General features: G+C 36.0%; 16 protein-coding genes. All 16 read right to left on the bottom strand.

Translation table 11 applies throughout. From position 1 onward, the window contains the following. Window positions 1–9: 9 nt before the first annotated feature. The 16 genes from AYC65_RS01035 to AYC65_RS00960 all read right to left on the bottom strand — a co-directional run bounded on the left by AYC65_RS01035 (window position 10) and on the right by AYC65_RS00960 (window position 22119). On the bottom strand, window positions 10–312 hold the full coding sequence (locus tag AYC65_RS01035) for a hypothetical protein (RefSeq protein WP_034870984.1): 303 nt from the start codon (window positions 310–312) through the stop codon (window positions 10–12). 145 nt (window positions 313–457) lie between these two features. Continuing rightward, on the bottom strand, window positions 458–1402 hold the full coding sequence (locus AYC65_RS01030) for a helix-turn-helix transcriptional regulator (protein ID WP_034870985.1): 945 nt from the start codon (window positions 1400–1402) through the stop codon (window positions 458–460). Window positions 1403–2827: 1425 nt separating this feature from the next. Further along, window positions 2828–4339, bottom strand: a complete 1512-nt coding sequence (locus AYC65_RS01025) for a TSUP family transporter (RefSeq protein ID WP_034868519.1) — start codon at window positions 4337–4339, stop codon at window positions 2828–2830. 1 nt (window position 4340) lies between these two features. Next, a complete protein-coding gene (locus tag AYC65_RS01020) occupies window positions 4341–7229 on the bottom strand; it encodes a TonB-dependent receptor (RefSeq protein WP_078674681.1) in 2889 nt (962 codons plus the stop codon). A 478-nt stretch (window positions 7230–7707) separates the two neighbouring features. Then, window positions 7708–9399: an NADPH-dependent assimilatory sulfite reductase hemoprotein subunit gene (locus tag AYC65_RS01015; RefSeq protein ID WP_257788235.1), complete on the bottom strand. Its 1692-nt coding sequence runs from the start codon at window positions 9397–9399 to the stop codon at window positions 7708–7710. A 189-nt stretch (window positions 9400–9588) separates the two neighbouring features. Further along, the gene (locus AYC65_RS01010; protein WP_034868525.1) at window positions 9589–11295 is read right to left on the bottom strand and encodes a diflavin oxidoreductase; all 1707 of its coding nucleotides are present in this window, start codon (window positions 11293–11295) and stop codon (window positions 9589–9591) included. Next, the gene (gene cobA, locus AYC65_RS01005) at window positions 11285–12130 is read right to left on the bottom strand and encodes a uroporphyrinogen-III C-methyltransferase (RefSeq protein WP_034868528.1); all 846 of its coding nucleotides are present in this window, start codon (window positions 12128–12130) and stop codon (window positions 11285–11287) included. The genes AYC65_RS01010 and cobA overlap by 11 nt, the downstream gene beginning before the upstream one ends. Window positions 12131–12319: 189 nt before the next feature. After that, the gene (cysK, locus tag AYC65_RS01000; RefSeq protein ID WP_034868530.1) at window positions 12320–13231 is read right to left on the bottom strand and encodes a cysteine synthase A; all 912 of its coding nucleotides are present in this window, start codon (window positions 13229–13231) and stop codon (window positions 12320–12322) included. Between the two features lie 45 nt (window positions 13232–13276). Then, window positions 13277–14110 (bottom strand): serine O-acetyltransferase EpsC, encoded by an 834-nt coding sequence (gene epsC / locus AYC65_RS00995; RefSeq protein WP_034868531.1) that lies wholly within the window; start codon window positions 14108–14110, stop codon window positions 13277–13279. A gap of 2 nt (window positions 14111–14112) precedes the next feature. Beyond that, complete coding sequence (locus AYC65_RS00990) at window positions 14113–15405, bottom strand: sulfate adenylyltransferase subunit 1 (protein WP_034868533.1); 1293 nt, start codon at window positions 15403–15405, stop codon at window positions 14113–14115. A 75-nt stretch (window positions 15406–15480) separates the two neighbouring features. Beyond that, entirely contained in the window at window positions 15481–16392 is a 912-nt protein-coding gene (gene cysD, locus AYC65_RS00985; RefSeq protein WP_034868536.1) for a sulfate adenylyltransferase subunit CysD, read from the bottom strand. Window positions 16393–16404: 12 nt separating this feature from the next. Then, window positions 16405–17118 carry a phosphoadenylyl-sulfate reductase gene (locus AYC65_RS00980; protein ID WP_034868537.1) on the bottom strand — a complete coding sequence of 238 codons (714 nt, stop codon included), beginning with the start codon at window positions 17116–17118 and terminating at the stop codon, window positions 16405–16407. An 81-nt stretch (window positions 17119–17199) separates the two neighbouring features. After that, the gene (locus AYC65_RS00975) at window positions 17200–17616 is read right to left on the bottom strand and encodes an RrF2 family transcriptional regulator (RefSeq protein ID WP_078674682.1); all 417 of its coding nucleotides are present in this window, start codon (window positions 17614–17616) and stop codon (window positions 17200–17202) included. A 12-nt stretch (window positions 17617–17628) separates the two neighbouring features. Then, window positions 17629–18678 (bottom strand): NAD(P)/FAD-dependent oxidoreductase, encoded by a 1050-nt coding sequence (locus AYC65_RS00970; RefSeq protein WP_034868539.1) that lies wholly within the window; start codon window positions 18676–18678, stop codon window positions 17629–17631. Between the two features lie 54 nt (window positions 18679–18732). Then, window positions 18733–20583 carry a glutamine--fructose-6-phosphate transaminase (isomerizing) gene (gene glmS, locus AYC65_RS00965; protein WP_034868542.1) on the bottom strand — a complete coding sequence of 617 codons (1851 nt, stop codon included), beginning with the start codon at window positions 20581–20583 and terminating at the stop codon, window positions 18733–18735. A 12-nt stretch (window positions 20584–20595) separates the two neighbouring features. Continuing rightward, window positions 20596–22119 carry a DUF4270 domain-containing protein gene (locus AYC65_RS00960; protein ID WP_052114649.1) on the bottom strand — a complete coding sequence of 508 codons (1524 nt, stop codon included), beginning with the start codon at window positions 22117–22119 and terminating at the stop codon, window positions 20596–20598. Between the last annotated feature and the right edge of the window lie 7 nt (window positions 22120–22126).

The following is a 22126-nucleotide window of genomic DNA, read 5'->3' as shown; positions in this document are numbered from 1 at the left end:
AAACCATTATTACCAGTAGATTGGCTGATCCGGGTTAATATCAGCATTATTCCATGTCTCATTAACCGGTGCATTTGCTTTTATCGGAAGTGCAAAACCTGAATTGGCAGCAATTCCGTTTTCCATCTCTACCAGAATAACATCTATCGTTGGTGGAATATATTCTCGGAGTGGCTTTTTTTCGGTATTTATATCTGCAATAATGTTTTGAGCAATCTCTCCGTTATTTTCTGTATTGGTATGTTTAATTACCGGTGGCAGATATTCCTGCAGATAAAGGTTGCCCGCTTTTCTTTTATGTTGTGTACTCATGATTTGATGGTTTGAAAATTCTTTACAATAGTAAACACATCATAAGAAAAGTCAGTAATAAAGAGCTACTATACAAATACATCAGGTATTACAACATGAGTACAACAGCAATTACAACATACCTACACTTCTTTAAAAGAACAGATTAAAAACTATCTATCCATAAATATAAATCCGTTTCCGAAGGAATATTAAATGATTTACGGAGCCTGTTCTTTTTGGTCTGAACAGTACGAACAGTAAAATGGCAGTATTCGGCAATATCCTTCGTCCTGAACCCTAACTTCAGCAATGCACAAAATTTGAATTCATCGCCAGTTATATGACTATTTACAGATGCCAGATTATCATAGAAATCAGGAAATGCTTTCTTGAATAAAGGAATAAAGGAAACATCATTTTCCATCGCTGATTTTACAACATCATTTACATTAATTTTCACATCCTCATTTAATTTCTTATTCAGCTCCGATATTATAAACTCACTCCTCAGTACCTGCTGGTACAATCCGGCGAGCTGATTGTGCTTCAGCACAATAAAATATCCTGCCAATGCAAGAAGAATAAATGCCTGAATAAAAGTAATAATCCTTACACTATTTTCAAGGTCTTCGTGAACCAGCAACTCACTGGTAATAAGATGAAAATCGAAGACATGACTGATGCAGAATAGAATAAAAATAATAGCATAGTATACAACAATTAAACTGACACCTGCTTTACCATTTAACAATAACAAAACAATGGCCAGCAAGGAAAAATAATAAAAAGTAATCCCGTTATCAAATCCGTCTTTGGAAGAATAATAAAAGACGAGCAAACCGATAAATAAAAAAATAGTGAAAATAACATATGGATTAAAACGGGCTTTGTGAAAGAAAAAAGAAGACAAAAGCATACATCCCAAGCCAAACAAAATATAAGAATTGGTAATTAATCCAAGCATCATGTCTCTTACAGCATCTATAATAAAAAAAATACCTTTGATAAATATAACCTGGTTAATGATTCTGGCCTGTATAACCTCCAGTTTATTCATTTCTTTGGTTACATGCATATTTGCTATATAGTTCCAATATTTCTTTAGCATAATCTTCTTTTTAATTCATTTACTATCTATTATTTTTTTCCATATTTAGTTTTCTTATGTATAAAATTTTTATGCAAAAATACTTCTGCTATTCAGCCGCTCGGTTTATACTTTTAAAATAAAAACCAAGCATATAGAATTGAGAAACAAAAGTTTTACAACACATACAAGACATTATTATAATTTACAATTAAAAACAATTAATAGTAAAAATTAATAATAAAAATATTATTTTAAATAAAAATTTTTAAATAACAAAAGTAAAAAATAATTTATAATTTCATTAAAAAAAGTTTTAATACACTTAAATAAAAAGCATTGACTGACAAATAATCAAAATTTAAAAAAAGGGAGATTTTTATTCAAATCTTCCGTAAACAAACATTATTATGAAACAAAAAATGATGAAATTTAAAGCACATACATAATATTAGAAGTCCATTCTCAGAAAAATAAAAAACTGTATATTCAGATTGAAAGTTTAAAAGTATAGGCTAATAATTAACAAAGATTTAGTCTATTTTCATTTCCTTACGTTTTCATTACAAACACTATATAAAGAGGTAACTAATATCAATAATTAGAATCTCTTCTGTAAATCATAATAATATGTATATAAAAAAAGCCGGAAGAAATTTCCGGCTCAACTTAACAATACACATATTAACTTTATTCCAAATGAACTTTGGAAAGTATGACAACTACTAAAATTCACACCTTATAGGCTTTGAAAACCTATAAGGTTTAAAAGTTCTTAATACAAAATTATTGTTCACTTCATTTCAAATAATACAATTAGAAAAACTAAAAATATTTCGACCATTTAGGCATTAAGAAAAATTAGCAGACCTCAAAAACTCAATACTCTAAATCCCTTAATGGTTTAAATAAGTTCCATTAACTATAGGGGTTAAGAAATATAAAGGTTGTAATCATTGCTAAGCGCCAGTGGCTTCGCGTTCCTTAAAAAGCAGCATCAACAGGAAAGAAAACTTTATGTTCTTTGCGTTTGCGATAAATACTAAATAAACACAAAGCCTCAAATTGCTGTGCAATATAATAGAGTTGACAATTTTAAACATATAGGTATTAAGGAAATTTAGCAAACTGTAAAACTTAATACTCTAAATCTCTTAATGGTCTAAAATAAATTTCTAACCTATTAAACACGAAGGCACTGATAATATTTATATTCTACTATGTTTTTAAGGCACATATTGACTCTAAAACACAAGAAAACCGATTATATTTCGACTATTTTTTCTTTCAGAAAAGCTCAATATAACATCAGTTTTATTCTAATGAATATTTAATAAGCTAAATTTCTTAATGGTTAGAATAAGCTCTAAACTTTATAGGTTTTTATAACAACAGCACTATAACTGGTAAAATAACTTTATATTCTCAGTCATTGCGTTTATTTCATCAGAATAAAGCTTTTACAATTGTAGTAAGACTCATCACTATAACAACTGTTCCTACTACAATAAACATCTTTTTAGTCGGCAGTTTAGCGGTAAGCATTGCAGAAAATGGTGCCGTAAAAATACCTCCTAATAAAAGTCCCAATACAATATTCCAGTGATGGATACCAATTGTAAATATGAAAGTAATAGCACTGGTTACAGTAAGCAAAAACTTGGCAACAGTAGAACTACCCACAGCATAACGGGGTGTTCTTCCATCTTTCATTAGCGTTCCGGTTACCAAAGGTCCCCAGCCTCCACCTGCAAAGGAATCTATAAAACCTCCTGCTAATCCCAGTATTCTAAGGTTGGTTTTCCTTTTAGTTTTTACTGCTGCCCCCTTTTTCTTAAAAGCATTTTTCAGAATATTAGCACCCAGGTATAGGGTATAACAGGCAATGATAGGTTTTACAATGTGTGCATAATGCTCTCCAAAATGAGATAAGGTAAAAGCACCGATTATAGCACCTACAATAGCTACAGGAACCAATACCCACACCATTTTTTTATTTACATTTCCCAGTTTATAGTGACTGATACTACCCGCTGCTGTTGTAAAAGATTCTGCAGAGTGAATACTGGCACTCACTACCGGAGGTGGTACATTCAATAAAAGCAATACTGTTGTACATATCACTCCATAGCCCATCCCCATGGATCCGGCCACAATTTCTGCCAGAAACCCAACAAACAACATCCAGTAAAATATATGTCCGTCCTGATTAAGAAAAACCTGAATATCTCCCCATAGATTAAACTGATAAACTATAATCCCAAGTATTCCAATAAGAAGCATTACTCCTATTACTCCCAAGTAAATATTAGCTCTTCGCTGTACAATTTTTGTAATACGGGTTAGGTTTTCTATTTCCAGGTTTTGCTTATCCTTACTATCTTGTTTAGATAAATATTCTGTAGTCAGTCTGTTTAGTTCCTGTACTTTGTATTCAAAATCACCTTTCAACTGCTGTCTTATATTCTGCATATTATCCAACACCTCATCTACTTCATCAGGAATAGTTTCTGTCAGAATTTCACGTAGTCTTTTAGCTATTGTCGGAGATTTCCCATTGGTAGAAATAGCTATTTTCAGCTCGCCTTTACGTACAATCGATCCCAAATAAAAGTCACATAATTCGGGTTTATCTGCGATATTAACAAGTACCCCTTTTACGTGTGCGTCATTACGAATTTGTTCCGCCACAACAAGATCATTAACTGCTGCAATAACAAGGTCTGCAGTATCAAAATCGGCATATGTATAAGCCCTTTGCTCCAGAATAAGATTTTTATATTCTTCTTGCAGAGCCCTTACCTCCGGAATAATTTCTTTGGCTACCAACTTAACAGAAGTCTGTGGAGCATTGGTCAATACAGAATCCAGTTTTTCCAACGCTACTCTTCCGCCACCTATGATCAGTAACGACAAGGTTTCAAGCTTTACAAATATGGGATATAAAGAGTTACTCATTTTATTTAAATTTTAAATCATAGGTATACGCAAGGTAATACAATCCTCCAATTTCAGGGCCTGCAGCATATTGAAAATAACGACGGTTCAGCAAATTAGTTGCTCCGATTTTCAGACTGGAACTTATTTCCGGTAATTTCCATGTTACCTGAGCATCTATTGTGTAGAAAGCCGAAATTTCTCCTGAAGCCAACGGGCTTTCCCACAAAAATTTATTCTGCCATCTTGCAACTACTGTAAACCCTACATTTTTAACAATCTCACGGTTTCCAAAGCTTACATTGGTCGACCATTTTGGTGTATTGAAAGCTGTAATAAACAAGTCGGAGTTATTATTGGAAGAAGCTAAATCGTTATAAGAAACATTAGCATTTATATTATAGTTCTTCAGGAAATTATAACGAATTCCCAATGAAGTTCCATAACTTTTATATGTTGTATTACTATTGGTATACACTCTGTATCTGTCTTGTTTACTACGATTCAGCATATCAAGTACGGCATTATTGCTTCCTACATTTCCGCTTTTAGGTACAGCAACTTCTACTTGTCCCAGAAAGCCATCATATATGTTATAATAGAAATCCCAATCTATTGCTAACCTATTATTGAATAACAACGATTTATAACCTAACTCGAAAGAGTTAATTCGCTCTGGTTGAAGTTTCTGCAAATTAGCCACTAACAGAAGATTTTTATTATCCAATGCAGCCTGATTCTGACTTTTTCCGGCATCTGTATCGGCATTAACCGCAGACGTAAATCTATCAATAGATGATAATGTATACGAATTATCCAGATATCCAAGACCTTCATTAACCATTGGCAAACCACCTACTCTTCTTACATTTCCGTTGTTTACAAAAGACAATGCTTCAAACAGAGATGGAAAGCGGAATCCGTTCTGAAAAGAAACTCTGAAATTATGCTGGTTTACAGGAGAATAAACAACACTAACTCGCGGATTGAACTTGGTTTTGAATTCAGGATTTCGATCCACACGCAATGCTACATTCAGCTTTAATTTTTCATCCCAGAAGAGTTTTGTGATCTGAGCAAATGCTCCATATTTCTGATAAGTTACATCTTTACCAAAACTTCCGTCCGGTAGTGGAACATTTCTCTGATCCACAGGCCTGCTAAAGTCCACAAAGTTATTACCATCAGGTGTTATGCTATATAAACGGTAATCTACACCAACAAGAAGATTAAATATTTTTACAAAACGGCTAAAGTCATAAGTAGCCTCACCCTGATAAAAATGAGATTTTTGTTCCAGTTTGGCACCTCCTGTCAACGGAGCACCTGCTACACCTCCATTAGCAGAATCCCAGTTGTTGATTCCGATAATTGTGCTTTTCAGTTGTTCAAAGGCACTGGTACCCGGCACAACTCTGTTTTTATCCGCTTCTCTACGGGCCAATGCAAAAGCATCATTCAGATTTACACCTGTATTCAGACTATTCTGTAAAGCTGACTGAAAGGCATTTTTCCAGTTATTATTAGACAGGTTGGTAAGATCCAGATTATCTGCAAGGGGTTTCAGGTTATAAGAATCTCCAGTATTTTCTATAGAAACATAGGCTCTTACCGTAAGCTCTTTTCCTGTAAGCTCTATTTTATGGTTTTGTACTGTCGCATTTTGCAAACGGATTTTATTACCACGCTGAAAAGTTCCGTCCAGCAGACCATAGCGATAAACATAGGAAGCGCGCCAATTATCACCAAAACGATAATACAATCCGGCATCGAATTTTATATTCTTTACTTCCGGACTCACCAGATCCTTTTCATAATATCCGGTTCTGGACACATTAAAAGTTGTAGGCTTTCCATTGTAATCTACTTTTACAGCAACACGGTTATTTCTTTCATCGCCATATTTATTCCAGAGATCTTCTGCCGGGTTATTGTTGTTCAGTTCCGGAAACTTAGGATTCGCAGTAATTAATGAATTTGGATTCTGATCAGTGCGATTATCTGAAATCCAGTCGACACCGCTAAAATAGGATGCATTAACCTTTATAGCTAAGTTTTTATTAATGGCTTTGGCAAACCTGATGGCGCTTTCTCCTAATGATGATATTTTATGATTGACATTATCTACATGATTCAGTCCACCCCGGAAATAAAAACTAAGTCCCTGAGATGTAAACGGATCTTTGGTCTGTAAACTGGCAAGTCCGTTAATAGCATTCATTCCGTATAAAGCCGATGCCGCTCCGGGAGTAACTTCCATAGACTGAATATCGAGTTCAGTAGGCCCAATAGCATTTCCTAAAGGAACACCTAAAGTTGCAGACTGAACGTCTACCCCGTCTACCAATTGCATAAATCTGAAGTTGTTAGGCGAATTAAATCCTCTGGAATTAGGTACTTTTAAAGTAAGACTGGATGTTAGCAGCTGCAGTCCTTTTACATTTTCCAAGGTTTCGTAAAAAGAAGCAGCGGGACTTTCCCGAATGGTACGAATATCAATTTTTTCAATAGCAATAGGTGACTTCAGTACTTTTTCCGGAACACGGGAAGCTGAGATAACAACCTCATTGATTATCGTATTTTGTGGATTTAGTTCCACTGTTATTTTATTGGATAATGAAAGAATTTCAACAGTCTGACTTGTAAATCCTTCTTTTTTAATAATAATCCTGAAAGGTATCTTTACTCTGGTTCTCAGACTGAAATTTCCATCCTGATCCGTTGACGCTATATCCTGGGTATTTTCAACCTGAATATGCGCCCCTGTTACGCCCTTATGATTGTCGGTATCTTTAATAATACCACTTAATTCTATTAATTGTTGCTGAGCCTGAAAAAAGTTAAAAAATAAAAATGTAAATAATATAAGATGTATTCTTTTCAGAAAACGCCTCTCTATAGTTGGTTTCATTATAATCGTTATTTGGTTTATGGTGTATGTTTATGGTTTAGTGATGGATGTGAATAGTTCAACAAAATTTATTTGTCAATAGGTGAATTATAGTGAATGAGTGAATATTAGTGAATAGGTCAATTGACGTATTCGCTTATTGACATATTCACTATTCATCCATTCACTTATCCACACCCTTACCTGTTGATATTAATAGCATTATCGTACAGTGTTATTTGATTAACCACATAGAATAGTTTTTATAACGTATATAAAGACTAACTTTAGGATACATAGCTGATATGTGAAAATTTATTTTCTATCCGAAACTCTATTGTAGAGTTTGCTTCTATGTATCTATGTGGTTTAAAAATTATAGTTTATAATACTGTAACTCTTCGCAGCTTTTTAACAACACATACACATTCGTATACCCAAAAGATGATGGTAATGTTTCTGAGATTTTTTCTGTCGGTAAAGAATATCTATCATATTTTTATTTTGTGATTTGTAAATAGCGGTATGAAAAATCACCAAAGGTTTCTTCAGCTTCTTTTTTCTGTATATAGATTCCGAAGAGTTCATCCAGAGTTTTCAGGATTTCGTCTTCACCAATATTGTCTTTATATTTTATATTAAGCCTTGTTCCTAAACGGTCTCCACCAATATGCAGATTGTATTTCCCATAGGCTGTTCCCACAAAACCAATCTCTGCATTTGGAGATCTTCCGCATCCATTCGGGCAACCCGTCATTCTAATGGTGATATCTTCTTCAAAGAGTCCATATTTTTCCAGTAAAGGTTCTATTTTTGTCACCAGTGTTGGTAAATAGCGCTGACCTTCTGCTAATGCTAAAGAGCATGTATTAAAAGCTACACAGGCTACTGAATTTTTTCGCAATGCGCTGGCTTTTTCTGTATAATCAGAGATTCCGTATTCTTTAAGAATTTTATCTATCTCTGCTTTATCTTCTTCCAGAACGTCGGATACAATAAGATTCTGATTACAGGTAAAACGGAAGTTGGCTTTTCTGGTTTCTGCAATTTTCAACAATCCAGATTTTAATGGATATTGCTCTCCTTGTTTGTCAGGTTCATCCAGTATTCTTCCATGTTCTACAAATACGGTATAAAACCATTTTCCTTCATGATTTTGTATCCAGCCGTAACGGTCTTTTCTCTGCTCAAACTTATATTCTCTCGCCGGCTCAAAACTAAAACCACATCTTTTCTCTACTTCAGCTCGATAACCTTCTATTCCCAGTTTATCTATTGTGTATTTCAGTCTGGACAATTTACGGTCGCTTCTGTTCCCAAAATCACGTTGTACAGTAATGATCTCATATACCGCTTTCAGTACCTTTTCTTCTGTATCTACAAATCCCAGAACTGAAGCCAATCTTGCATAAGTAGCCTCATTTCCGTGTGTAGCTCCTAATCCGCCACCGGCAGCAATATTGTAACCTACAATCTGATCGTTTTCAATAATAGCAATCAGTGCAATATCGTTGATAAATACATCTACATCGTTATTAGGCGGAACTGCAATCCCAATTTTCAGTTTACGGGGTAAATATCTGTCCTGATATAATGGATCTTCTTCAGCTTTGCGGTCTACTACCAATTCATCGTCAATCCAGATATCATAATAGGCTTTTGTTTTAGGCAGGCACAACTCACTAATCTTACCAGCCAGTTCATATGCTTCGTTATGCAATGGTGATTCAGAAGGATTAGAAGTACAGGTTACATTACGATTAACATCCCCACAAGCTGCAATAGAATCCAAATGCTGAAGGTTGAATGACTGAATAGTCGGCTTTATATGAGACTTCAGAATACCATGAAGCTGAATTGTCTGTCTGGTTGTTACTTTAATTGTTCCGGTTGAGTGATTCCTTGCAATTTCATTTAACCCAATCCATTGCTCAGAAGTAAGGAAACCTCCCGGAAGACGTAAACGGATCATAAAGGAATACAGCCATTCTAATTTTTTTGACACACGTTCTTCTCGGCGATCACGATCGTCCTGCTGGTACATACCGTGGAATTTTATCAGATTCTGGTCATCCTCACGGATAGCACCAGTAAAATTATCCAGAAGACTTTCTTTCAAAGTCCCTCTAAGTCCGTTACTGCTGGTTTTTATTTTTTCTACTGGTGAAAGATTATCTTTAGCACTCATGATTGTTGTTTTATTTTTAGCTATAGGACTTCATCCTATCTTATATTAATAGGTCTCGAAGAGACTTATCCTAAATTATTTAATATTTTATACCATTAAGAAATTTAGAATATTGAGATTCTCAACCCACTTTATTTTCTTAATTTCTGTAAGATCTATAAAACGGTTTAACGATTTTACAATCAAACTGTTTTAGTATACATCTTTAGCATATCTGCCACTTAGTTCCAGTTCTTCTAAATAGTTTTTTGCCTCCTCTTCGTTTCTTTTTCCTTCATGCTGAATAATACCGAGTAGTGTTTCTTCCACATCCTTACTCATAGGCTCTTTTGCCCCGCATACATATACTGATGCTCCTCCCTCCAACCACTGAAATACTTCCGAAGATTTTTGTTGCAGTCTGTGCTGTACGTATACTTTTTCTGTAGTATCTCTGGAAAATGCAAGATCCAGATTCGTTAAAGCTCCTGTTTTCAGGAAATCCTGAAATTCTGACTGATAAAGGAAATCTGATACAAAACTCCGGTCTCCGAAGAAAAGCCAGTTTCTTCCTTCTGCTCCCGTAGCATCACGCTCCCAAAGGAATGAGCGGAATGGTGCGATTCCTGTTCCGGGGCCTATCATTATAACATCTTTTGCCGTTTCCGGAAGTTTAAAATGTTTAGCCTCCTGTATATAGAACTCGACATCTCCGTCTTCTTCAAATTCACTGAGAAAGCCACTACACAAGCCATTTTGTTTTTTATCATTGATTAAAAACTCTGATTTGGCTACTGTAATATGAATTTCAGAATCTCCATGAGCCTCCGGCGACGATGAAACTGAATACAAACGTGGAGCCTGAACGGTCAGTGCTTTTATAACGTCTTCGAATTCCTCTGCGTTTTTTACCGGATAAATTCTAAGCAAATCCAAAAGACTTAAACGGGTTTCCGGTATATCATGTCCGGTAATTTGTGCATATTGTGCAACTGTTGTCTTTAGCAGATAGCTGATGTTAAGATGCTGATGAAGAAGCTCTTCTGCACTGGCATTGACTCTGGCTGTCTGAATTTGTTTTTCAGGATCTATACCTGTTAAGCCGATAATCTCTTTTACCACAGATTTTGGATTATAAGGTATAACTCCTAATGCATCTCCCGGACGGTAGGCAATTGGCTCTTCCGTTTCAATCTCAATGTGATATGTCTCTTTATCAGAAGTAATATCGTTCAGGTTAATAATAGCGGATACTTTTCCCTGATACTTTTTTCTGCCGGAGGATGCCTTTGGTGCAACCGTTGCCTGTGAAGGGCTTACAGCCTTATTTTGTACAACCTCAAAAATATGATCGAGCCATTTGTGGGCATCTTCTTCATAATCTATATCACATCTTTTTAGCGGAATAATACGTTCTGCGCCGAGAACTTCGAAACGTATATCCAGATCTTCACCTGTTTTACAGAATTGTGGATAAGTACTGTCACCTAATGCTAAAACTCCGAACTTAATATTGGAAAGATTCAGTTCGTTTTCATGAATATAATCGTAGAATTTCTTCGCCAGGATTGGTGGCTCTCCTTCTCCCTGAGTACTTATTACAACAAATAAATATTCTTCCTTGGCCAGGTCTTTAGGCTTGTACTGAGACAAATCACCCAACTTTACCTGAATGCCTTTTTTCTTAGCAACTCCGGCTAGCTCTGTTGCAAGTTTCTTACTATTACCTGTTTCTGTACCATATACCAGTGCTATTTTCTTTACAGCTGTTGTATGTGTCGTTTGCTGTGGAGGTAAGTCTGTCACAGCGGCAGACGTTCCGGCCAAACCTGCCAGATAACCGCTTGCCCAGATAGCTTCATCTCTGGAAAAGCCACTGGATATTTCTTTCAGTACTTTTAGTTTAGTTTCAGACAGCATATTCAAAAAGTTTTTGAGTTTTTGGAAGCAGACTTCCATTGGTTATTGATTTGAAATACAATCCTTCCCCGTCTGTATTTTGCAGCCAGGAGAATTCTTCATGCAGATTTACTATTTTGCCGATAACCACCAATGAAGGTGATGCAAATAGTTTATGCCCCAACTTTTGGGCAAAATCTTCAAATGAAGAAGTATATACCTTCTGAAAAGGTGTTGTCGCCTGTTCTATTACGGCGATTTTCTTTTCCGAAGAGACACCATATTCTTTAAATTTATCCACCAGATTGGTAAGGTTTCCTACAGACATATAAAACACCAGCGTATCATTGGTTTCTGCTATTTCTTTCCAGTAATCCTCATTCAGTATTTCGGATTTATAATATGTAAGAAATCTAACTGATGTTGCATATCCTCTCGCTGTCAAGGGCATTCCGGCATAAGCAGCAGCTCCAAGAGCGGCAGTTACTCCCGGAATAATTTCATATGCGATCTTATTCTCTTTCAGTACCTGTAATTCATCCAGGATATTGGAAAATATGGACACATCCCCACCCTTTAGTCTTGCAACCGTTTTATTCTGAAGTGCATATTCTACCATCAGTTCATTAATAGAAGACTGTGGTGTGGATGCTTTTTTACTGCATTCTTTACCTACATAAACAATCTCTGTTTCTTTTCCCACATAGTTATCCACAATCTCGGGACTAACCAGTCTGTCACATAAGATTACATCTGCTTCTGTAATGGCGCGAATAGCTTTTACTGTGATCAGATCAGGATCGCCAGGCCCTGCACCGATAAGATATACCTTTGGTGTTTTATTAGTTGTTTTCATTTAAAATCTGGTGTATGTTTCTTCTATTGCTGTATTCTCAATTTACTATAGAGTCTTCGACAGGCTCAGACTGACAACGTTACAACCTAAGATTGAATATTAAAACTGTCATGCTGAGCTGAGTTTATAGTGAGCCTGATGAACTATCGAAGCATTAGCAATAATTATTTTCTTTTTAAAATAAATGCTTTAGAACAATCCTTCTATGGAAAGATATCTTTCTCCCGTGTCGTAGTTAATCGTTAATATTTTAGAACCTGCCGGCACTTCGGAAAGTTTTTTTGCAACAGCAGCTAATGCTGCTCCTGTAGAAATCCCGACGAAAAGACCTTCTTTTTTTGCGGCTTCGATAGCAAAAGCAAAAGCTTCATCTTTGCCAATCTGAGTAATACCATCTAAAATAGAAGTATCCAGAATAGACGGAACAAAACCTGCTCCTAAGCCCTGTAACGGATGTGGCCCCGGTGCACCGCCGCTTAATACTGGTGATAATTCCGGTTCTACAGCGATTACTTTTACATTAGGATATTTTTGTTTTACTACTTGTGCAATTCCTGTGATATGTCCACCAGTTCCTACTCCAGTAATAATATAATCTAGTCCGTCCGGAAAATCCTGCAAAATTTCCTGTGCTGTGGTTTCAGTATGAACTTTCACATTTGCAGGATTATCAAACTGTCTCGGAATCCACGAATTTGGCGTTACTTCTGCTAGTTCACTGGCTTTTTCGATAGCACCTTTCATCCCTTTTTCTCTTGGTGTCAATACGAATTCTGCTCCATAAGCCTCCATAATCTTTCTTCTTTCCACACTCATACTCTCGGGCATGACCAGAATAAGTTTATATCCCTTCACAGCTGCTACCAGAGAAAGTCCGATTCCGGTATTACCACTTGTAGGTTCTATAATTATACTATCTTTATTCAGTAATCCTTTAGCCTCTGCATCTTCAATCATCGAAAGAGCAATTCTGTCTTTAATACTTCCGCCCGGATTACTCTTCTCCAGCTTTATCCAAACCTCACTATCTGAATTAAAAAGTTTATTAATTTTTACGACTGGTGTATTTCCTATAGTTTCTAATATATTCTGAAATTTCATAATGTTTTTCTTTAGTTGTTTACTGTATATATGGTTATTAGTACTTTAAATGACAAAGGTTAATGACTCCGGAAGAGGATTATTGTCTTTTATCCTGATTTCGCTTTTGTTATAGACCAGAGAATTTGAAGGAACATTCTGGGTAATCCATACATTACCTCCTATAATACTGTCCCGGCCAATGGTTGTCTCTCCACCCAGAATAGTAGCACCAGAATAAATAATAACGTTGTCCTCGATATTAGGATGTCTTTTCTGATTGGCTTTATCTTTGGAAACATTTAATGCGCCTAATGTTACCCCTTGATAGATCTTCACATTATTGCCAATTACCGATGTTTCTCCAATCACAATACCTGTTCCGTGATCTATGAAAAAGTGTTCTCCTATAACCGCTCCGGGATGAATATCGATTCCGGTCTTGCTATGCCCGTATTCCGAAAGAATGCGGGGAAGAGTTCTTATTTTCTGTTTCCACAGCTGGTGGGAAATCCTATAAACATAAGTGGCGAAAAATCCGGGATATGCCAGCAGAATTTCTTCCAGTGATTCTGTTGCAGGATCAAATTCTAAAATGGATTTAGCATCCAGTATCAGGCGATCATATATTTCCGGCAATGCATCAAACAGCACTTCCACTTGTCGTTCTGCAAAAAGTTTGTCATCGGTCGTATTTTTAATTAATTCAAAAAGTTTGTTCTGTAATTCATCAAAATTATTTCTCAGCGTCTCCTCCATATTGATATGCTGAGGAAGAAAAAGCAACTGGTATAATTCCTCCACAAAAGCTTCAGCTTTATTCTTATCGAAGAAACCATATGATGCATTTTTTTTTCTCTGAAAAATCTGCTCAATAAAAGAATCGGACACTTTACTCATATTTACTGAATTATACAGGCTGCAACTGTCGAGTTAGAGGTTTCGTCTACCAGAATTGCAGAACCTGTTGCTTTATTTTTTCTGAAACTATCGAAAACCAGAGGCTGTGCTGTTTTTAGTGTTACTTTTACAATTTCATTCAGCTTTATATCACCATCTGCTTTTTCGTGTTCCAGTGTATTTACATTTACTTTATATTCCACATCTTTCACCAAAGCTTTTATCTGTCTGCTATGGTGTTGCAATATGTATTTATTACCCGGCTGTAATGCTTTTTGATCCAGCCAGCATAGTAATACTTCTACTTCTTTTTCTACTTGTGGCAATTGCTCTGCTGCTACAAAAAAGTCTCCTCTGCTTACATCTATATCATCTTCAATATGCAATACCACCGACTGCCCTTCAAAGGCTTCTTCAACTTCGGATCCGTTAATTTCAATTCTGTCTATTTTCGTAGAAATTTCTGCAGGCAGAATAGAAATGTGATCTCCCTTGCGAAAATCCCCACTTAGAATTTTCCCGGCATAACCACGATAATCATGTAATTCATCAAACTGCCTCTCTTCTTGTTCATTATTTTCATAGGAATCGGCGAAATATTTCATATTTTGAGGACGAATTACATACTGCACCTGAAAGCGACTGTTAATATCTGTATCGGTATTTACTTGTACTTCTTCCAGGTATTCTAAAAGAGAAACACCATTATACCAATCTGTATCAGCAGATCTGGTTACTATATTATCTCCTCTTAATGCTGATATCGGAAAATAGGTAACATGAGTCAGTCCAAGATTTTCTGCAATTTTTGCATAATCAGCTTTTATATTTTCATAGACTTCCTGTGAATAATCTACTAAATCCATTTTGTTGATCGCTACAGCAACCTTTTTCAGGTTAAGTAATGATGCTATAATAGAATGCCTTCTGGTTTGTTCTATAACTCCCTGGCGGGCATCGATAAGGATGACCATCAGATCCGAGTTGGATGCACCGGTGATCATATTTCGGGTATACTGTACATGCCCGGGAGCATCAGCTATAATAAACTTTCTTCTGGCTGTTGAAAAATATCTGTAGGCTACGTCTATTGTAATTCCTTGCTCTCTTTCTGCACGCAGTCCGTCAGTAAGAAGCGCAAGATCTACTCCGTCATCATTTTTGTTCTTAGAATGCTTTTCCAAAACCTCCAGCTGATCCTGTAAAATGCTTTTACTATCGTAAAGCAGTCTGCCGATAAGGGTACTTTTACCATCATCTACACTTCCTGCTGTTATAAATCTTAATATGTCCATGTCTTCTCAGTTGTAATTGATAAATGATTGTCGATGATAGATAAATCAATTATTACTTATCGATCATCAATTATATTAAAAGTATCCTCCTTTTTTACGGTCTTCCATTGCAGCTTCAGTCACCCGGTCATCGATTCGTGTTTCTCCTCTTTCCGAAATACGGGTTGCTATAATTTCATCTATTACTTCATCTATTGTTTCAGCATTCGATTCTACAGCAGCTGTACAGGTCATATCTCCTACAGTACGGTAACGTACTCTTTTTGTAGTTATCAGATCATCGGAATCAAGAGAAGCATGTTCAGAATTAGCAATCCATTGTCCGTTCAGATCTACTACTTCTCTGTCATGAGAGAAATAAATAGATGGTAATTCTATTTTCTCTTTTCGGATATAATTCCATACATCTAATTCAGTCCAGTTACTAATCGGGAAAACTCTAACATTCTCTCCTTTATGAATCTTACCATTGAAAATATTCCACAATTCCGGACGCTGAAGTTTCGGATCCCATTGTCCGAATTCATCACGTACTGAAAAGATTCTCTCTTTTGCTCGTGCTTTTTCTTCATCCCTTCTAGCACCACCAATACAGGCATCGAATTCAAATTCTTCAATTGTATCAAGCAGCGTGAAAGTCTGCAGCCAGTTTCTGCTCGGAAACTTACCTTTTGGTTCTGTAAGATTTTTTTTCTTTATTGTATCTTCCACCTTACGTACCACAAGGCCTACACCTAATTCTTTTACCAAAGCATCTCTGAAGTCCAATGCCTCCGGGAAATTGTGTCCGGTATCTACATGAACAAAGGTGAAAGGAATTTTACCAGGTCTAAAAGCTTTAAAAGCCAGATGTGCCAATGTGATACTATCCTTTCCTCCACTAAAAAGCAATGCAGGACGTTCAAACTGTCCGGCTACTTCACGTAGAATATAAATAGATTCGGATTCTAACTGTTCTAAATAATTGGCTTGTTCTATTGTTGACATTTGTTTTCTTTTTTATTGGTGAATATGCAGACCACACTCCTTTTTATTAGCATCCTCCCACCACCAGCGGCCGGCTCTGAAATCTTCTCCTTCCTGAATAGCTCTGGTACACGGTGCACATCCGATACTTACAAAACCTTTTTCATGAAGATAATTATACGGTAGTCTGTTTTCTTTTACATAGTCCTTTACTTCCTGCGTCGTCCAGTGTAGCAATGGATGGTATTTTATAATCTGATTATCTGCGTCCCACTCCAATGGGGACATACTGTGTCTGTTAGCAGAATGCTCCGCTCTTAATCCGGTAACCCAAACTTTATAACCCTGCAATGCTTTTTTCAAAGGCTGAACTTTACGGATATTACAACAGGTCTTTCTGTTTTCAACTGAACGATAAAATGAATCGGGTCCATTTTCAGTTACAAATTTCCCTAAGACTTCTGCGTCCGGATAAAATGCTTTGATATCTTTTTTGAAAAAAGCTTTTGTTGCCGACCATGTTTCGTAAGTCTGCTCAAAAAGCCTTCCTGTATCCAGTGTAAAAATATCCACATCCAAGTCTTTTACCAGATATGTTACAACCTGATCTTCATAACTAAAACTGGTAGAAAAGATTACCTCTTTCGGAAATCTGTCTACCAGTAACTGCAAAATCTCTGTATTGGAAAGGGTTTCCGATATCCCTTCCAGTAATTCATTCAGTTGTATTTTCAGACTATTTTCCATTTCAGATTCAAAATTTATTTTGCAAATATATATTAATTCTATTAAATCTACCAAATTAGTAGTATTTAGATTTAAAAAAAATTACTTCCTATTCATAAAGGCTGTTAGTGTAGCCTCCATCATACTTTTACGCGTCTTCTCACGAACGTTGATTAATTCATGTCTTAGGTAGCATGCTTCCTCGTCAACACAATCGTCGCAAGCTTCGTAATAGTTAAGGTAAATACAGGGCGTTAAAGAAATTGGCCCTTCGAAAATACGGTACAAATCCGCTAAAGAAACTTCATCGGGAGATTTAAGTAAATAATAACCTCCACCTATTCCTTGCTTGCTGTTTACAAGCTTGGCTCTTTTTAGTTCCAGCAAAATTTGTTCTAGAAATTTTTTGGGAATGTTCTCCTCTTGTGCAATAATGGCCGTCGACAAGAATCCATTTTTATAGTTTCTCGCCAGCCTCACCATCGCTTTTAAAGCGTATTTACACCGTTTGGACATCATAATCTGTGCAATTTAAGACAATTTCTCGGTTTGAGAAAATCTTTTTACATTTACCTCTTCATGAAATTCAGTTCCATGTTCTATAAAATCGAATAATTGCTTAGAAAAATAGCTGCCATTTAATACGCCTCTTGCTCCTAATCCATTAAAAATATAAAGATTATCATGTGTTTCGTGACGTCCGATTATAGGTCTTCTGTCTGCTACAGTCGCACGGAAAGCAGTAGATATTTCGTCTATTTTATAGCCATATTTATACACTTCTTCAAGTCCTTTTTTCAGTTCCTCAACAGCTTTTTCTTCAATCTCGTGGGTTTCGGAATCTCTGTCATAGGTTCCACCATAATAATATTCGTCTCCGGAAAATCTGAACAGAAAATGTTTCTTCTTGATCACAAAAGCTTCTGTATCTTTTTCCAGTCGAAGGCTAAAACGATGCCCTTTGTTGGGCTTAACAGGTATTTCACTGAAGTAGGGATTATCTTTTATTCCTATCCCTTCTGCAAAGATGATTTTATCAAAAGTAAAGTCATTATAAGAATTCTGATCAGTATTTAATTTATCATAATTAAACCTTTCTTTTATTAGCGCGTTTTTCTCCTCTAAAAAATTAAAAAAATCTGTGAAGAAATTACGAACATCCAGACGACAGGAGTTTTTTACCCTTCCTATACCAAAAGGATTCTCAACACTGGATAGTTGCTGTATGTTTGAATCCAAATAGTCTTCAAATTTTTCCTGTGAAGCTTTTTTAAGCCATAGCTTATGCTCGCCTTCATCGTGGAATATACGAACTACATTTTCCTGGATTAAATAGTTTTTATGCAGGTATTCTTCAATCTCATCAAAGATAACCGGTAAATAGTCCATTTGTGCTTCATCATTCCATATTTTGTTATACCTCTTCAGTACAACAGGATTACATACTCCTGCCGAGATATGTGACGCTGCTCTATTTCCTTCAGAAAATAATTTAAAAGTTTTACCGCCTTTCAATAGCTGATGTGCAAAAAACATGGCGGCATATCCGTCCCCTACGATGATGTAATCTAACTTTTCCATACAAAAAAACCTGAGCAAAGATACTCAGGTTTTCGATTATACTCAATATGATATTTATTCTACTGTAACAGATTTTGCCAGGTTTCTTGGCTGATCTACGTTTGCACCTCTGTAAACTGCAATGTAGTAAGATAATAACTGTAATGGAATAGCGGAAACTATCGGAGAGAAACACTCAGAAGTTTCAGGGAATTCAATTACATAATCTGCCATGTTAGCAACCTGAGTATCGCCTTTGTTTACAATAGCGATAACTTTTCCTTTTCTTGCCTTAATCTCCTGAACGTTACTTACAATTTTATCATAATGTCCCAGTTTAGGAGCAATAATGGCTACCGGCATATTTTCGTCGATTAGTGCAATCGGACCGTGCTTCATTTCGGCTGCAGGATAACCCTCAGCATGGATATAAGAAATTTCTTTCAATTTTAGAGCACCTTCAAGAGCACCAGGGAAGTTATAACCTCTACCTAAATACAGGAAGTTGGTAGATTCAACAAAATCTTTTGCCATTTTCTTCACAGTATCGTGTGAAGACTCCAATACTTCTTCTACCTTCTTAGGAAGGGCATCTAATTCATACAGATATTTCATGAATTCTGTATTGTTAAGATTACCGTTGTGCTTACCTAATTTCAGAGCAATAAGAGAAAGGATCGTTAACTGTGCCGTAAATGCTTTTGTAGAAGCTACTCCGATTTCCGGACCTGCGTGTGTATAAGAACCTGCATCTGTAATACGAGCAATTGAAGAGTCGATTACATTACAAATTCCATATACAAATGCTCCTTTTTCTTTTGCCAATTTAATAGCTGCCATTGTATCTGCTGTCTCACCAGACTGAGAAATTGCAATAACAACATCTTTAGGTCCTATGATTGGATTTCTGTAACGGAATTCCGAAGCATATTCTACTTCAACAGGTATTCTTGCAAACTCTTCGATAAGATATTCACCGATAAGGCCTGCATGCCAAGAAGTACCACAAGCAATAATAACAATTCTTTTTGCTTTTTTAATTCTGTCCAGATTGTCCCAGATACCAGCCATTTTGATAATACCTTCATCTAAAAGTATTCTTCCTCGCATTGTATCATGAATAGATTTAGGCTGTTCGAAAATTTCTTTTAACATGAAATGATCGTATCCTCCTTTTTCAATCTGCTCAAGGCTCAACTTCAGTTCCTGAATCTGAGCATCTACTTTTGTATTATCGTTGATTACGCGGATATCTACTCCTCCTTCTAAAGAGATAAGAGCCATATGTCCGTCTTCCAGATAAATCGCTTCTTTTGTAAACTCAACGAATGGAGAAGCATCAGAAGCAATGAAATATTCGTTATCCCCTAAACCAATTGCTAAAGGAGAGCTTAATCTTCCTACAACAAATTGTCCCGGGTGATCTTCATGTAAAACAGCTACCGCATAAGCTCCATAAACTTCACTTAGTGCTGTTCTTACTGCTTCAGGAAAGTCTTTACCGGATTCATCCATAAAATACTGAATGAAGTTAGCCAGTACTTCAGTATCGGTTTCAGAATGAAATACGAAACCTTTCTGAGTAAGCATTGTTTTAATGGTATCATAGTTTTCAATAATACCATTGTGGATTAATGCAATTTTACCATTATTGGAAAGATGCGGGTGTGAGTTTCTGTCGCTAGGTACACCGTGAGTTGCCCAACGAGTGTGCCCCATTCCGATATGTGCAGTGTTTTTTAATCCTTCTGCAATTTCTTCAAGATCAGAAACCTTACCTTTTGTTTTCTTTAATTCAAGTTTATTTTGTGCACTTTCTAAAACGATCCCTGCACTATCATAACCACGGTACTCTAATCTCTTAAGACCGTTAACTACAATATCATAGGCGTCTCTAAAGCCTGTATATCCTACTATTCCGCACATTTGTTTGTGTTTTTATTTTTTAGTGTAAATAACCTTCAGCTGAGCTTTTTGTGTTGTATTTGCAGGATCAGTTCCAACTAATACAACTCTGTTTGGTGTATAAGCTCTTGAGGTATAGTTCCATCCTAAAAGTGCTCCTGTTTGTGAATTTGTTGTAAAGTCACCAACATTAATCACAATAGGTTTATTTTCAGCATCTTTCTCTACGATATTTTTTACCGTCTGGGTAATCGTAATATCATAATAAGCAGGGTTCTTATCCAGATCAGTCGCTTTTACTCGGATATAGCCAGCTCCACCCAATGCAGCTTGGTCATCCATAAACTGTTTCATATCCTTCTGGAGTACTGTAAAAGTAGAAGGTTTTGCAAAAACACTTTTCCATGTATTAGCATCTGAATACAATCTGATTTTAGCAGTCAATATTCCGGCTTTGTTTTGCGTATATATATTTTTCAATGCCTGGATAGTTGATGCAGGAATTACAAATTCAGCACCATTACCACCAGCTCCCTGAAGATATAATTTGGTATCACCCGTTGTTTTGTTAACATTCCCCATTGCTGTTGTGTAAGCTGATGGTCTTGTAAATGTAAACTGACTGAAATGGGTATTTGAAGAGCCTAAATCGAATGTATAAGTATTAGCTTGCCTTGTAGTTGTATTATCTTTTGTAACATCATTGGAATAATACATTGTAACAGACATTGTATTCGGATTAAGGTTGAATAAGAATCCATCATTCTCGTCAACTGAAAGTCTTAATCCACGGAAATATCTGATAAAAGATGCAGCATCACTTAAAACATTTTGCCCTTGTTTAGCTATAATTTTATTCTGGAAGAAATTTTTATCCAAAGAAACTCTGATTCCAGGATCTCTACTAAGTAGTTCCGAGTTATCTCCTACTTTGGTAATTTTCACACCACTCACATTACCATTAATTACTTTAGAACCTAAAGGAGTTACTTCGGTAACAGTCTTATTAGAAAAAACTGTTGTGGCATTGTCATAAAGGAAATCTCCAACTTCAGCTACTCTTACTGTAAATTTCACAGGATTTCCACCTATTTTAGATCTTCCATATTTTGTCAACGGATAAGTATTAACTGTTTTTGTAGAATCCTGATCTGTTGAAACTTTGTTAATTGTAGTAGTTGTTGTTGTAACAGAATCTGTTACATAGCTTGGAAGAATTTGCAATACTACAGAGTCCACTTTTGGATTAGTTCCGAAATCTGTACCATAAGCAGAAGGACGCAATTGTGTAACATAGGCAGCCTTGTGCATCCCGAATACAGGTTCATCAAATGCTCCTAAAATAGCATTAGTCAAATTTTTGGAATCACTACGTATAGAATCTTTATTATCTATATTATATGCGATAACATCATAACTTAATTCCTGTCCGTTTGCGGCATTACCATCTAAGAACTGGCTTCCCAGGTTATCAGCATCAGCTTCACAAGAAGTCAGCGTAAACAGACCTATAGTCGCAACAAAACAAACGTTAGCGATTATCTTTATTTTCTTCATTATTTAT

The sequence above is a fragment of the Elizabethkingia bruuniana genome, assembly GCF_002024805.1.
Taxonomy (GTDB): Bacteria; Bacteroidota; Bacteroidia; order Flavobacteriales; family Weeksellaceae; genus Elizabethkingia; species Elizabethkingia bruuniana.
This window is presented reverse-complemented; position numbering and strand designations above follow the sequence as displayed.